Below are 13,377 nucleotides of genomic sequence, written 5' to 3'. Positions count from 1 at the left end.
TTCAAGCCAAGAAGAAAAACGTGGTTGTCGTGGAAGTATCGGAAGCGTACACCAGCAAAACCTGTACCAAGTGCGGGCACATCCACACCAAGTTGGGTGGCGCAAAGGTGTTTAGATGCCCGAAGTGCAACCATAGGCTACCACGAGATTGGCAAGGCGCTCTGGGTGTTATGCTCAGGGCTTTGCGGGATACCGCCTTTCTGTTTGGACTCCGTCCGAGTAGCGCGGTCGCGTCAGCGTCGCGTAGTGACAACGGAAACGGACAGAATGCTATCGCTTCACCGCTGAGCAGTAATGCTCAGCAGTGTTCAGCGTAAATGTATCAGAACGCCAATCAAAGAGCTAGTTGAGGGCAGGCTAACGGTTGCCAGGGCCAGCCATATCTCGGTCTAGGTTGCAGCCATCTCCGATCGCCCTCTGGATAGGGTTGAGACGCCTTTGCCAGCTTTGCACCTGGGGATCCGGGCTGAGGCCGTGCTCGAGAAAAAACAGCTTGCCCCCCACCCGCAGCACCCGCCGGATTTCCCCCAAAGCCTTGGCCAAATCGGGGATGCTACACAGGGTCCAGGTGCTGACCACGCTGTCAAAACTCTGGTTCGAAAAAGGCAGCTCTTGGGCGTCCGCCACCAGCCAATCGACGGCGATGGAGGAAGCCGCGATGCGGCGGCGGGCCAGGGATCCCATGCCGGGGTTGGGATCTGCCACTGTAATTTTTTGAATGTGCTCTGGGTAGCAGGCCAGGTTGAGGCCGGTGCCAAAGCCGATCTCCAAGACCGCTCCCCGCACCTGGGCCAGAAGCTGCCGCCGATAGCTCTCCAGACGCTCGCTGGCCAGAGCCCAATCCAGCAACCTCGGAAAAAGCACCTGCCGGTAGAAAGCCTTCATAAGCCGGGCTCAAGAGGTTCGCGATCTATTTTCGGGCCGTTCGAGCGTAGCGGGGTTGGGGGCCAGCTTCAGGGAGTAGAGGCCGTAGCAGGCCAGCAGCCAATTGAGCAGGCGGGCCACCACGCGGGCGGTTGGCCGCGTCGCCGCTCCCACCGCCACTCCTCCCAAGGAAAGGCCGATCACAGGGCGGGCGGCGAAGATGGCCTCACAGGTTGTTAACAGTTGAAACCAACTCAGCCCCCCCGGCTCCGGGTGGTGCACCGCCGGCGCCAAAGAGGGATCCAGCACACTGCAGTCCACCACCAAAAACACCGGCTGCTCCGGCAAAGCCTCCACCACCTGCTGCGGATCCCAGCCATCCTGGGCCCAAAAGATCGGGCTGGCGTGGTTTTTCAGCCAGGCGTAGGCGCGGGCACTGCCGCTGCGCAGCCCCACATGCACCACCGGCAGCCTATGCTGGTAGAGCAACTCCACCCAGGCAGCGTTGCCATAGCCTATATCTTGCTCCGGCTGGGTCATCTCCTCGGGCGGCATCAGGTTGGCATGGGCGCTGCAATGCACCACACTCAGGGCGAGGTAGTGCTTCCAAAGGGCACGAATGGCTCCCCAACTGGCCGCCAAGACCGAAGGCAACAGCACCGGCCACTGTTGTCGTCGCCAAGCCTGAATAACCGCCGCCTCACACATGCCATAGGGCGGCTCATCCACCAGCCCCGGCAACTGCGCCACTGCTATCTCATCCACATTGATCCCCAACCGCGGCTCAAAAGCACACAGCTCAGCACCGGCGTTGAGGATGGCCAGCGGCGCCTGCGTATCTGGGCCAAAGGCAGTGGGAATGAGGACAACCCTGGCGTTGGACTGGGAACTGGGATGGAGGGACCACTGGGCCATGGGCGTCGTTCCTGTTGCAAACGTGGGGCTCTGCCGCCTGCTTCTATGGTGGCTCAGAGAGTAAGCCGGGATCCGCCCGCGCCAGAGCTGGATCTGCTACGAAAAATTACAGTTCGCCGGCAGATCTGGGGTCAAAAATCGGGCCGATGGTACATTCAAAGTGCTCCGCGCCTCAACCCCAAGCGCGGCCCAACAACGCAAACGACGACGAGAAGGTAGGCTATGGCTGTGATGGAAGGCGATCCCCGTCAGGGGGCAAAGTTGCCCCTATTCGGGGGATCCACCGGAGGGCTGTTGAGCGCAGCCGAAACCGAAGAAAAATATGTGATCACCTGGACAGGCAAGCCGGGGCAAGTGTTTGAAATGCCCACCGGCGGCGCCGCCGAGATGGTGGAGGGCAAAAACTACCTCACCTTCGCCCGCAAAGAGCAGTGCCTGGCGCTCGGCGCTCAGTTGATCTCCGAGTTCAAGATCAAGGACTACCAGATCTTCCGCATCCCGGCGGGTGGACAGCCGGAACTGGTGCATCCCAAGGATGGTGTCTTTCCCGAGAAGGTCAACGAGGGGCGCCAGCCCGTCGGCAAGGTGGATCACAACATCGGCAAGAACAAAGAGCCGGTTACCTACAAATTCACCAACGGGAAACCCTGGGACTAATTCCGGCGACCTTTGTCTTTCTGATCCCCTGGCCAGCCCAGGGGATCTTTATTTGTTCGTCTCCACATTTGTTCGTCTCCACTGGCAACCGGTTTGAAAGGGTTCGGCGCTGTTAGCCCTCACCCCCGGCCCCTCTCCCCGAGGGAGAGGGGAGGGGGAAGGTCATGTTGAGAAGAGTCGGATCCTTTGTCGGGCTGCCTTTTGCTAAAAAAAAGCTCCAGCAAAGCATACCTACACGGAACTGTCTAGAGGTGTCTTGACAGCGCCTTTACGAGTCCGTTTATGGACTACGTGAGAATCCCCCGCCTTCAGGCGGGGGAGTGTCAAAACCCGGGATCCCTGACAGGGCCTGGACAAGCCTACTTGGCAACCGCCGCGAAGAACTCCTTGGATTTCACCGGGTCGGGGTTCAGGGTTCTCTGGCCGGGCTGCCAGTTGGCCGGGCAAACTTCATCGGGGTGAGCTTGCACGTACTGGATGGCCTGCAGGGTGCGCAGGGTTTCATCCACGCTGCGGCCAAAGGCCAGGTTGTTGATGGTGGCGTGCTGGATGATCCCTTCCTTGTCGATGATGAACAGGCCGCGCAAAGCCACCCCTGCCGCCGGATCCAGGACATTGTAGGCAGCGCTGATCTCCTTTTTCAGGTCGGAGACCAGCGGATACCTCAGCTCGCCCACCCCTCCGGCTTTGCGGTCGGTCTGAATCCAGGCCAGGTGAGAGTACTCGCTATCCACCGAGACGCCGAGGATCTCCGTGTCCAGCTTGGCAAACTCGTCGTAGCGATCGCTGAAAGCCGTGATCTCCGTCGGGCAGACGAAGGTGAAGTCCAAGGGGTAGAAGAACAGCACCACGTACTTCTTGCCCCGGTAGTCGGAGAGCCTCACCGTCTTAAATTCCATGTCGTAAACGGCAGTGGCCGAAAAATCGGGAGCGGGCTGCCCCACCCGCAGACATCCTTCCTGAGACATCAGTCGACGCTCCTTACGGTAAAGTACAAATGTAAACTAAACCTAACATACCATACTCATAATGACTTTGTCTTACTGGCTGGCTAAGCTGGAGCGCCGCGATCCAGGGGATCCCCATTTCTTTCCGTTTTTCGGCTCTGCCAGGTCAGGGAGTCGGTTGCCATGAGGGTGGCGCTGGAGTTTCTCTACCACTTCTGTTGTGACCGCTGCCGGCGGTGGTGGAGAGGGGATCGCCTCTATTGCCCCTACTGTGGCTATCACAATTGCGTGGAGCGCATCGATACCTTTCGCGACGCCGCGCGAGGCAGTTGCCTCACCCGTCCTCCCGATGCCCCCTCTGCCGAGCTGCCCTGCGAGGAAACCGAGGCTCGGCCTCAGGAGCCGGGATCCCCAAGCTGATTCATCCGTTCACTGCATCTGCCAGCCTGTCCAGGTGGGGGTCAGCCTCAGGCAGTGAGGAGTCCAACAAACGGCGGCAGGGGTGGCGCTCTTCCAAAATGGTGGTAGAACAGCAGCAGCTATAAACCTCCAGGTAGTCGTCCGGCTCTGCCTCGAAAATGGCATACTGGCCGGGGAAGAGGGTGCGCTCCCAGTGGCCGGGAATTGTTCGGATGACCTGAACCTGCTGAGAACGGTTGACGAAAACGTATCTTTTCATTGCGTTTTTTTTAATCGCCTTAAGAAAAAATTATTGGCTTTAAGCCAGGCTATCACTCTTGATCCCCAGCCGACAATAGCCAACGAGCAAGACGGGGATCGCTCTTTCTGCTTGACTTTGGCCGATTTGTTTTCTCAGCTTATGAAAGCTGAGGCAAGGGGATCCCGAGAAGAAGCCCGCCTGGTAAACTGAGGGGAAGAGTCTGAAGATATCCTTAATTGGCCTTCATCGTTCCGACATACCAAGGGGGCACGCCGTGGACAACAAGTTGGGGCTAGAGATCATCGAAGTGGTGGAGCAGGCTGCCATCGCCGCCGCCCGTTGGATGGGCAAAGGCGACAACAAGACCGCCGATCAGGTGGCCGTCGAGGCCATGCGGGAGAAACTGAACCAGATCCCCATGCGCGGCCGCATCGTCATTGGGGAGGGAACCCGCGATGAGGCCCCCATGCTCTACATCGGGGAAGAGGTGGGCATCTGTACGCGCCCGGACGCCGAGCAGTTCTGCCGCGTGGAAGAGCTGGTGGAAATCGATATTGCCGTGGATCCCTGCGAAGGCACCAACCTGGTGGCCAAGGGCCAAAACGGCTCCATGGCGGTGCTGGCCATCTCCGAAAAAGGCGGCCTTCTGCACGCGCCGGACATCTACATGCAGAAGCTGGCGGCTCCGCCCCAGGCCAAGGGCAAGGTACATCTCGACTATCCGCCGGAAAAGAATCTTCAGATTATCGCCGAAAGCCTGGATCGGGAGGTCTCCGATCTGACGGTGGTGGTCATGGACCGCAAGCGCCACGTCGATCTCATTCGCCAAATCCGGGAGGCGGGGGCGCGGGTAAAGCTGATTACCGACGGCGACATCTCGGCGGCCCTCTCGGCAGGCTTCAACGGCACCGGCATCCACGCCCTGATGGGGATCGGGGCAGCCCCAGAGGGGGTGATCTCGGCGGCGGCGCTGCGCTGCCTCGGCGCCCACTTCCAAGGTCGGCTGATCTACGACCCCGAGGTGGTGCAGGCGGGCACCTACCTGCCGCCGGTGGAAGAGACAAGACGGCAACTGAAAGAACAGGGCATCGAGGATCCCGACAAGGTGTGGGAATGCGAAGAGCTAGCCAGCGGCAAGGAAGTCCTCTTTGCGGCCACCGGGATTACTGATGGCGACCTGATGCGCGGGGTGCGTTTCTTCGGCGGCGGGGCACGCACCGAGACCTTGGTGATCTCCAGCCAGTCGCGCACGGTGCGCTTTGTGGATACCATCCATATGAAAGACGGCCAACAGCCCCGCAGCCTGCAACTGCGCTGACGGATCCCCGGCCCGACATCTCCCTCGGCAAGGGCGGCTTTCCTCTGGCGAAGGTCGCTCTTGTCCTTTGGGAAGTTAAGAAATCTATCAGTCAGTCGCCCGAAAAAACGTAATAACTCTTCAGCAAAATCCTGCAAAACCGGCTCGATACTGTTCTTAGGGTTTAGGTAGGCTGAGAAAAGTTACCTAAGCTTGCTGCAGCCGAGACAAGGCAATCCCTTGACATCGGTCTTGCCTTCCTTGTCCTAGCTAGGTGAGTTTGCTTTTGTTCATAGTTTCTGTTTTTAATAACTGTTGCTGTACAGACGACGGAGAGGCATGTTTATCGCGGTTGTCGGTCTTAGCCATCGCACAGCTCCTGTGGAGATCCGGGAGCGCCTCAGCATTCCCGAGGCCGAGGTGGGGGAGCGGATCCAGCAGCTCCGTGCCCACCCCCACATTGAGGAAGCGGCGATCCTCAGCACCTGTAACCGGCTGGAGGTCTACATCGTCACTCCAGAAATGGAAAGTGGTGTCCGACAGACGATGCAGTTCTTGGCCGAGGCGAAAGGGATCCCGCTGCCCCAACTGCGCCCGCACCTGTTTACGCTGCTCTACCAGGATGCGGTGACGCACCTGATGCGGGTGGCCGCCGGGCTGGACAGCTTGGTATTAGGGGAAGGGCAGATCCTGTCGCAAGTGAAAAAAGCGCAGCAACTGGGCCAGGCCTGCAACGGCATGGATCGCATCCTCAACCGCCTCTTCAAGGCGGCCATCACCGCCGGCAAGCGCATCCGCACCGAGACGGGGATCGGCACTGGCGCCATGTCCATCAGCTCGGCAGCGGTGGAGTTGGCCTTGCAGGAGCAGGGATCCCTTTCTCAGGGCAAGGTGACCGTGGTGGGGGCGGGGAAAATGGCTCGCCTGTTGGTGCAGCACCTCTTGGCCAAAGGGGCGGTGGATATCACCGTGGTCAACCGCTCCTTGGAGCGGGCAGAAGCGCTGGCCAAGCAATTTGAGCAGCCAATTCAAGTATTGCCTTGGGAGTCGCTGCTGAGTAGCATAGCGGAGTCCAACCTGGTCTTCACCAGCACCGGCGCCACCCAGCCCATCCTCACCTACGAGCAACTGGCGGGGGTGCTGCAGCCGGATCAGCCGCTGCTGTTGGTGGACATCTCGGTGCCCCGCAACATCGATCCCGGCGTGGAAAAGCTAAGAGGGGTACAGGTGTTCAACGTGGATCACCTCTCCCGTATCGTGGAAGAAAACCGCGCCCAACGGCAAAAGCTGGCCCTGGCCGCCGAAGCCTTGGTGGAAGAAGAAGTAGAACAGTTTATGGAGTGGTGGCGCTCCTTGGAGACGGTGCCCACCATTTCCAGCCTGCGCCACAAGGTGGAGTCCATCCGCGAGCAGGAGATGGAAAAAGCCCTCTCCCGCCTGGGCAAAGACTTCGCCGAAAAGCACCTGGAGGTCATCGAGGCGCTCACCCGCGGCATTGTCAACAAGATCCTGCATGATCCCATGGTGCAACTGCGGGCCCAGCGGGACATCGAGGCGCGGCGCAGGGCTATGCAAATTCTGCAGGAGCTGTTTAACCTCGATCCAATGCCGTTTCAGGCGCAGCAGGAGCGCTAGGGATCCCCAGGGGGTGAAGTGGGGTCAGGTGTTGAAGAATTGTAACAGCTCTCTCATCTCAGGGGGAGAGCTGCCCTTAGGATACAAAACGTAAGCGCTGGGAGTTGGGGGCATGTTCGGACAGTACGAAGTGTTTGTGCAGTTGCTGCTGTTGGCCTTGATCGTCCTGGCAGGGCCAGCGGTCATTCTGCTGCTTTACCTGCGCGGCGCCGATATGTAGGCGAGCCAGGCTGGTTGCCGGCGCAGTTGACAGAACCCCCTGAGCAGCCCCTGTCGGCATCGACCAGGGAGTTCGCCTTGTTTCTTTGTTATCTCTTAATGTAACGCTTCTTTGCGCTACAGTTATAGAGACAGCCCTAGGGCAAACTCGCCTGTAGGGCAATACTTTATGGGTTGATTACTTATGTCACTCCCCATCCGCAACGTCGCCATCATCGCCCACGTCGACCACGGCAAAACCACACTTGTGGACGCCCTGTTGCGCCAGGCGGGCACCTTCCGCGAGGGAGAAGACATTCCCGCCTGCGTGCTGGACTGCAACACGCTGGAGCGGGAGCGGGGCATCACCATCCTGGCCAAAAATACAGCCGTCCGCTACGGCGAAACCCTGATCAACATTGTCGATACCCCCGGCCACGCCGACTTCGGCGGGGAGGTGGAGCGGGTGCTGGGCATGGTGGAGGGCTGTCTGTTGGTTGTGGACGCCAACGAAGGCCCGATGCCGCAAACCCGCTTTGTGCTGCGCAAGGCGTTGGAAAAAGGCCTGCGCCCGCTCGTAGTGGTCAACAAAATCGACCGCCCTCGCGCCGAGCCCTACAAAGTTGTCGACAAGGTTCTGGATCTGTTTTTGGAGCTGGGGGCAGACGAAGACCAGTGCGATTTCCCTTACCTCTTTGCCTCGGGGCTGCAGGGCTTTGCCCTGGAAGAAGCCGACCTGAAAGCCTTTTTGGAAGGGAGGTACAGCGGCCCCTTGGACATGAAGCCCCTCTTTGAAGCCATCCTCAAGCATGTCCCACCGCCGATTGGGGATCCGGCCAAGCCGCTGCAACTACAGGTCACCACGCTGGAGTACTCGGAGTACTTGGGCCGGATCGTGATCGGCAAGATCCACAACGGCACCATCCGCCTTGGGGATCAGTTGGCGGTGGTCAAAGAAGATGGGTCGATTGCCAAGGGCAAGGTAACCAAGCTGTTTGGCTTCCAGGGCTTGCAGCGTGTTGAGCTGACCGAGGCTACTGCCGGCCATATCGTCGCCGTGGCGGGGTTTGCCGAGGCCAACATCGGCTACACCCTCACCTCTCCCGAAAACCCGCAGGCCCTGCCGCTCATTAAGGTGGACGAGCCGACGTTGCAGGTGATGATCTGCGTCAACGACTCTCCCTTTGCCGGCCAGGAGGGCACCTTTGTTACTTCGCGGCAATTGCGGGAGCGCCTGCTGCGGGAGCTAGAAACCAACGTGGCGCTGCGGGTGGAAGAAACCGACTCCCCCGATTGCTTTTTGGTCTCCGGGCGGGGCGAGCTGCACCTGGGCATTTTGCTGGAGACCATGCGGCGGGAGGGCTACGAGTTTCAGGTGGGGCAGCCGAAGGTGATCTTCCGCGAGGTAAATGGCCAGCCCTACGAGCCCTACGAGTGCTTGGTGCTGGATGTGCCGGAATCCACGGTGGGCGCCTGCATTGAACGGCTGGGGCAGCGGCGGGGAGAGATGCAGAACATGATGGTAGGCGCGGACGGACGGGCCCAGTTGGAGTTTGTCATCCCGGCCCGAGGGCTGATCGGCTTCCGCAGCGAGTTCATCCGCATTACCCGCGGCGAGGGGATCATGAGCCACAGCTTTTTGGAGTACCGTCCCCTGACGCCGGGGATCGAGACCCGCCGCAACGGCGTGCTGATCGCCTTTGAAGAGGGGGTGGCCACCACCTATGCCCTGAAAAATGCGGAAGACCGAGGGGTGTTCTTTATTACGCCAGGTACCCGCGTTTACAAGGGCATGATCGTGGGCGAGCACAACCGGCCGCAGGACTTGGAGTTGAACGTCTGTAAAACCAAGCAACTGACCAACCACCGCGCTGCCGGCGGGGAGGAGCTGGTGCATTTGCAGGCGCCGGTGGAGATGAACCTGGAGCGGGCGCTGGAGTACATCGGCGAGGACGAGCTGGTGGAGGTTACACCGAAGTCGGTGCGGCTGCGCAAGGCGCAGTTGACGGCCTCTCGCCGCTAGCGGTCGGCTCCTACCGTCGCAGGTAGAAGCGCAGGTTGGGAAAAGAGAAGGCCCCCCAGACGCCGAACAAGACGACTCCCAGGCCGAACAACGCCAGCCACAGGCGGGGACGGCTGTGGAGCTGCTGGGATCCCGCCTGGACGTAGGCCAGATCCACCCAGGCGGTGTTGCCGCGGCGGAACCAGCCCACCACCTTGACGCGCTGACCCATGAGGGCGCGGAGCCGCTTCAGGCCGGAAAAGACATTGCCCACCGGCCCCAGGGAAGAGGTGAAGCGCAGCGGCATCAGCCCAGTGGCATCTTGCAGCTTCAGCTCTGCCCCCAGTTGGTAGCCAGCCTGTCCCAGCCCCACCAATTCCCCCTCCAACTCCACCGGCTGGCTGCGGCAGGGATCCGCCTCGGGATCGGCCAGCAAGTGCAGCACATCGGTCGGCTGGGGCGACAGGGATCCGCGGTACATCAAGACCGCCTTGGATCCCAGGCCCAGGCCATAGCCCACCACCGCTGTTGCCGCAATCACCTTGGGATCGAGGCGATCTGGCAGCGCCAGATAGAGGATCAGCCCCAGGAGCCAGCCAATTACCATCCCGCTCACTTCGGCAGCATAGATAGCCAGATCCAGCCAGAAGCGGCTTTGCAGACGGGCCCCATCCAACTTGGGTCCGGATCCCAGGCTCAACTCTGGCAGCAGGCGCAGCCGTTGGGCATACCCCGCCAAGACCTGGAAGCGGTGCCCCAGCAACGGATGGCTGGAGTTGACCTGCATCCAGCGGGCCCAGGGGTTGAGCTGATCCCAGAGAAAGACTTGGCCGGCTTGGGCGGGATCCCGCAGGCGGCTGGCGGCACTGGCGGCGGCGGTGGTTTTGAAGTCCAAGAAGCTGAAGAGGCGGGTGCAGTGCAGCAGCGAAGAGGGGCGGCGGTCGTTTTTGTGGGCCTCCTGCAGGCCGGCAGCCGCTTTGAGCAGAGCGGCCATCAGACCGTTGGGATTGCCCGTCGCTTCCACTGCAAAATGGTCGGCGTGGTAGGTGCCGAGGCGACAGAGGAAAAACAGGGGATAGGAGAGCACCGTGTAGATCAGGTAGAGCAGCGGAGCCACATGCCCGATCAGATCCCGCCGCTTGTTTGCCAGTTGGCTCACCTGCTCCAGGGCCAAGTAAACCAGTTGAACGGGGGATCCCAGTAGGGTCAGGATCAAGATGTCGCCGTTGAGGATGCGCCCCAGGGCTTGGGCATAGACGGCGGCAATCTCATCCGGGGCAAGCTGCTGCAACAGGGCCTGGGTGACCACGATGCGGCCGCCGTCGGGAAGCGTGCCATAGACAAAAGCCAGCGGCCCCCCTTCCGGGATCACCCCCAGCCGAGGCAGTTTTAGCTGTTTTTGGGCGCAGAGGCGCTGCAGCAGACGGGCAGTCTCGGGACTGTGGCGCTCGATTTCCCCCAAGGTGGCCCAGCGCAGCTTGTGCAGCCGCCGGTGCAGGTGATCCATCAGCCAGGGGGCAAAAAACAAAAGGCCGACGCCAAAGTTGACCGCCAGGCTGCCGGCTACCAACCAGCGCAGGCCATTGCGCAGCCAGGGCAGCAACCCCTGCAAAAACCAAAGCTGCCGCGGAAAACTCAGCCGTCCGAAATCCAGGTGAGCGCCCACCAGCACAAAACTCAGCCACCAGAGGAACAGAATGCCCACCCCCAGGGATCCCCACTTGGCCCAGCGCAGAGGGCCGGCCCGCTCCGGCAGGGGGATCTTCAGGCCCAATTGACCGGCCCGTTGGCGGCTGGAGAGCGGCTGAGCCTCAGGAGCTGGCTCTGGGGAGGGTGGGGAAGCAGCGGGTTTTTCCACCGTTTGGGGCAGGCGGGGCAGGATTTTTTGGGCCCAGCCTCGCGCCTGCGGATCCGGGTGCTGCAGCAGTTCCAGACAAAGCGCCCGCGCCTTCTCCGTCTCGCCCAACTGATGGTAGGCCCGCACCAGGTTCATCTGGGCCTCCAGGGCTTGGCTGTCGGATGCGCCTGCTTCGCCCCGCTGGCGAGACTGCGCCAAGTAGGCCTCCAGCAGTTGGATGGCTTCTTGGAAACGGCCCTGCTGCAGCGCCTCCCTGCCGGCCTGAAGGGCATCGGGGGTCATCAGCCTGCTCCGAGATCTGCCTGCTCCCCCAGCTTACTCAAGGATTTGGCCTTGCTGAGGTGGATCCCCCCGAAAGGGGGTAGTGGAGCAAGCGCCGCCGCAGGCAATCCAGCGCCGTCTGGGCGCTCCACCAGCGCACCCCCTCTCGGCCCCGCAAGCTGCCGAAGCGGTACTCGTGGACTTCCACTTTCCCCTCCGGGTCGGCCAAGCCCAGATAGACCAGGCCAACCGGCTTGGTGGATGTTCCCCCCTCTGGGCCGGCAATGCCGGTAATGCTCAGGGCCCAGTCGGAGCCGAGGACTTGCTTGGCCCCCAGGGCCATCTGGGCCGCCACCGGCTCGCTCACGGCCCCGTGCTGCCGCAGCGTCTCTGGATCCACCCGCAAAAGCTGCTCCTTGATGCGGTTGTCGTAGGCAACAATCCCGCCGACAAAATAGCGGGAGCTGCCCGGGATCCCGGTCACCAATTGCCCCAGGAGCCCGCCGGTGCAGGATTCCGCCACCGCCAGCGTTTGCCCCCGCTGCAGCAGCAGCTCCCCCACCACGCTGGCCAAGGTGGCCTCGTCGCTGCCGAAGTAGTCTTCCCCAGAAACCTGTAAAATCTGCTCCACCACCGGGGCAATCAACGCTTCCGCCGCCTCGCGCGTGGGGGCGCGTCCGGTAACCCGCAGGCGCACCTCCCCCTGGCTGGCGTAGGGTGCCACGGTGGGATTTTCCCCCGCCAGCAGGGATCCCACCCGTTCGGCCAAGGTCGATTCGGGAATGCCCCAGTAGCGCAACACGCGGCTGTAGAACACCTCCTGGCCCCAGCCCAGGGAGCGCAAATAGGGCACAGCCGTCTCCTGCCACATCTGCTGCATCTCCCGCGGCACCCCGGGAAAGGTGAGGATGTGCAGGTCGGGCCGCGGCTGCCAGATGAGGCCACAGGCGCTGCCGACCGGGTTGGGCAGGACGGTTGCCCCCTGAGGCAAAAAGGCCTGCTTGCGGTTGCTGGGGGAGGGCTCCATACCTCGCTGGCCGTACTTCTGCCGGATCTCCTCCCAAACCTGCGGGTGCTCCACCATCTCCACCCCGAAGAAAGAGGCCAGCGCCGCGTGGGTCAGATCATCAGGGGTCGGCCCCAGGCCGCCGGTGATCAAAATCAAACGGGAGCGGTTGCAGGCCACCTCCAGGGCGTGGTGGATGCGGGCTTCGTTGTCCCCCACCACCGTTTGGTAATAATGGGGGATCCCCAGCTTGGCCAGCTCGGCTGCCAGATATTGGGCGTTGGTGTTGGTGATCTCTCCCAAGAGCAACTCTGTGCCAATGCAGAGGATCTCAGCCCCCTGGGGAATAGCGGTTTGCGGTGGGCTCATGCTTGGCCTTGAGCTCAGCTCAGCCGCAAGTATACAAGCATAGAGGTCTCGGCCCCCCTTCACGCCCTCAGATTTTTGGCTGGTCGTCGGCCATTCCGAATTGCGATCCCAGAAGACTTGCTCAAGCTCGCCAGGGATCCTCGGCCAGCCGAGCCAAAGCTTCCAAATCAGCACCCACCACGCGGTGCAGGATCCACTCGGGATGTGGCTTGGCGCCCAGGCGCCGGTAGAACTCCAATGCCGGCTGGTTCCAATCCAAAACCATCCACTCCAGCCGCCCGTATCCTTTGGCCACCGCCTCCTGGGCCACCCGCGCCAAGAGCGCCCTGCCGATGCCCCTGCCCCGGAACTCCGGCAACACGAACAGGTCTTCCAGGTAGATTCCCGGCCGGGTGAGGAAGGTGGAGAAATTGCGAAAGTAAAGAGCAAAGCCCACCGCCTGCCCTTCTACCTCCGCCAGCAACGCCGAAACGAAGGCCTCGGGGCCAAACAGATGCTGTCGCAGCAGCTCAGCGGATCCCGTTACCAAGTGGCTCAGCTTCTCGTACTCGGCCAAAGCACAAATGAGATCAAACAGAACGGGCGCATCCTCAGGGGTGGCAGGGCGGATTTCCATCAGAACCTCCGGGGTACTCCCGCCACAGCGCAGCTTGGCGGGATGGGGGATAGGCGGTGAGACGAAGGGGTTCAATGCCCCTGAGTCTCAC

The 13,377-nt window shown here is 61.5% G+C and carries 14 protein-coding genes; 7 read left to right on the top strand and 7 right to left on the bottom strand.

Features of this window, described 5'->3' with window-relative positions; genetic code table 11:
• On the top strand, positions 1 to 317 hold a 317-nt coding region (locus SYN65AY6A5_RS08550), incomplete at its 5' end, for a zinc ribbon domain-containing protein (protein ID WP_143597009.1).
• Positions 318 to 357: 40 nt separating this feature from the next.
• Here SYN65AY6A5_RS08550 and SYN65AY6A5_RS08545 read toward each other — a convergent pair.
• A complete protein-coding gene (locus SYN65AY6A5_RS08545) occupies positions 358 to 885 on the bottom strand; it encodes a class I SAM-dependent methyltransferase (protein ID WP_011429438.1) in 528 nt (175 codons plus the stop codon).
• Positions 886 to 894: 9 nt separating this feature from the next.
• The gene (locus SYN65AY6A5_RS08540) at positions 895 to 1,779 is read right to left on the bottom strand and encodes an arginase family protein (RefSeq protein ID WP_099884239.1); all 885 of its coding nucleotides are present in this window, start codon (positions 1,777 to 1,779) and stop codon (positions 895 to 897) included.
• Positions 1,780 to 2,010: 231 nt separating this feature from the next.
• On the opposite strand from SYN65AY6A5_RS08540, the gene SYN65AY6A5_RS08535 reads away from it, so the two are divergent.
• Complete coding sequence (locus SYN65AY6A5_RS08535) at positions 2,011 to 2,436, top strand: photosystem I reaction center subunit II PsaD (protein ID WP_041438839.1); 426 nt, start codon at positions 2,011 to 2,013, stop codon at positions 2,434 to 2,436.
• Between the two features lie 359 nt (positions 2,437 to 2,795).
• Here SYN65AY6A5_RS08535 and SYN65AY6A5_RS08530 read toward each other — a convergent pair whose 3' ends face one another.
• Positions 2,796 to 3,404, bottom strand: coding sequence for a peroxiredoxin (locus tag SYN65AY6A5_RS08530; RefSeq protein ID WP_011429441.1), 609 nt, complete (start codon positions 3,402 to 3,404; stop codon positions 2,796 to 2,798).
• Positions 3,405 to 3,566: 162 nt separating this feature from the next.
• On the opposite strand from SYN65AY6A5_RS08530, the gene SYN65AY6A5_RS08525 reads away from it, so the two are divergent.
• A complete protein-coding gene (locus tag SYN65AY6A5_RS08525; protein ID WP_099834660.1) occupies positions 3,567 to 3,803 on the top strand; it encodes a hypothetical protein in 237 nt (78 codons plus the stop codon).
• A gap of 1 nt (position 3,804) precedes the next feature.
• On the opposite strand, the gene SYN65AY6A5_RS08520 is transcribed toward SYN65AY6A5_RS08525, so the two are convergent.
• Complete coding sequence (locus SYN65AY6A5_RS08520; RefSeq protein ID WP_011429444.1) at positions 3,805 to 4,062, bottom strand: DUF1830 domain-containing protein; 258 nt, start codon at positions 4,060 to 4,062, stop codon at positions 3,805 to 3,807.
• A 256-nt stretch (positions 4,063 to 4,318) separates the two neighbouring features.
• Here SYN65AY6A5_RS08520 and glpX point away from each other — a divergent pair, with 256 nt between their 5' ends.
• From glpX to typA, 4 genes are all read left to right on the top strand, one after another.
• Entirely contained in the window at positions 4,319 to 5,362 is a 1,044-nt protein-coding gene (gene glpX, locus SYN65AY6A5_RS08515; protein ID WP_011429446.1) for a class II fructose-bisphosphatase, read from the top strand.
• 318 nt (positions 5,363 to 5,680) lie between these two features.
• The gene (locus SYN65AY6A5_RS08510) at positions 5,681 to 6,976 is read left to right on the top strand and encodes a glutamyl-tRNA reductase (protein WP_011429447.1); all 1,296 of its coding nucleotides are present in this window, start codon (positions 5,681 to 5,683) and stop codon (positions 6,974 to 6,976) included.
• 112 nt (positions 6,977 to 7,088) lie between these two features.
• Positions 7,089 to 7,196: a photosystem II reaction center protein Ycf12 gene (locus SYN65AY6A5_RS08505; RefSeq protein ID WP_011429448.1), complete on the top strand. Its 108-nt coding sequence runs from the start codon at positions 7,089 to 7,091 to the stop codon at positions 7,194 to 7,196.
• Between the two features lie 183 nt (positions 7,197 to 7,379).
• Positions 7,380 to 9,197, top strand: coding sequence for a translational GTPase TypA (gene typA, locus SYN65AY6A5_RS08500; protein ID WP_011429449.1), 1,818 nt, complete (start codon positions 7,380 to 7,382; stop codon positions 9,195 to 9,197).
• Positions 9,198 to 9,207: 10 nt separating this feature from the next.
• Here the strand turns inward: typA and SYN65AY6A5_RS08495 are convergent, their stop codons facing one another.
• From SYN65AY6A5_RS08495 to SYN65AY6A5_RS08485, 3 genes are all read right to left on the bottom strand, one after another.
• Positions 9,208 to 11,316, bottom strand: a complete 2,109-nt coding sequence (locus tag SYN65AY6A5_RS08495) for a zinc metalloprotease HtpX (protein WP_011429450.1) — start codon at positions 11,314 to 11,316, stop codon at positions 9,208 to 9,210.
• A 37-nt stretch (positions 11,317 to 11,353) separates the two neighbouring features.
• The gene (locus tag SYN65AY6A5_RS08490; RefSeq protein WP_011429451.1) at positions 11,354 to 12,670 is read right to left on the bottom strand and encodes a competence/damage-inducible protein A; all 1,317 of its coding nucleotides are present in this window, start codon (positions 12,668 to 12,670) and stop codon (positions 11,354 to 11,356) included.
• 121 nt (positions 12,671 to 12,791) lie between these two features.
• The gene (locus SYN65AY6A5_RS08485; RefSeq protein WP_011429452.1) at positions 12,792 to 13,286 is read right to left on the bottom strand and encodes a GNAT family N-acetyltransferase; all 495 of its coding nucleotides are present in this window, start codon (positions 13,284 to 13,286) and stop codon (positions 12,792 to 12,794) included.
• Positions 13,287 to 13,377 lie beyond the last annotated feature (91 nt).

Origin of the sequence: Synechococcus sp. 65AY6A5 (assembly GCF_002760415.1) — a bacterium.
Lineage (GTDB): Bacteria > Cyanobacteriota > Cyanobacteriia > Thermostichales > Thermostichaceae > Thermostichus.
The sequence above is the reverse complement of the archived record's forward strand: the minus strand, read 5'-3'. Positions and strand labels throughout refer to the sequence as shown.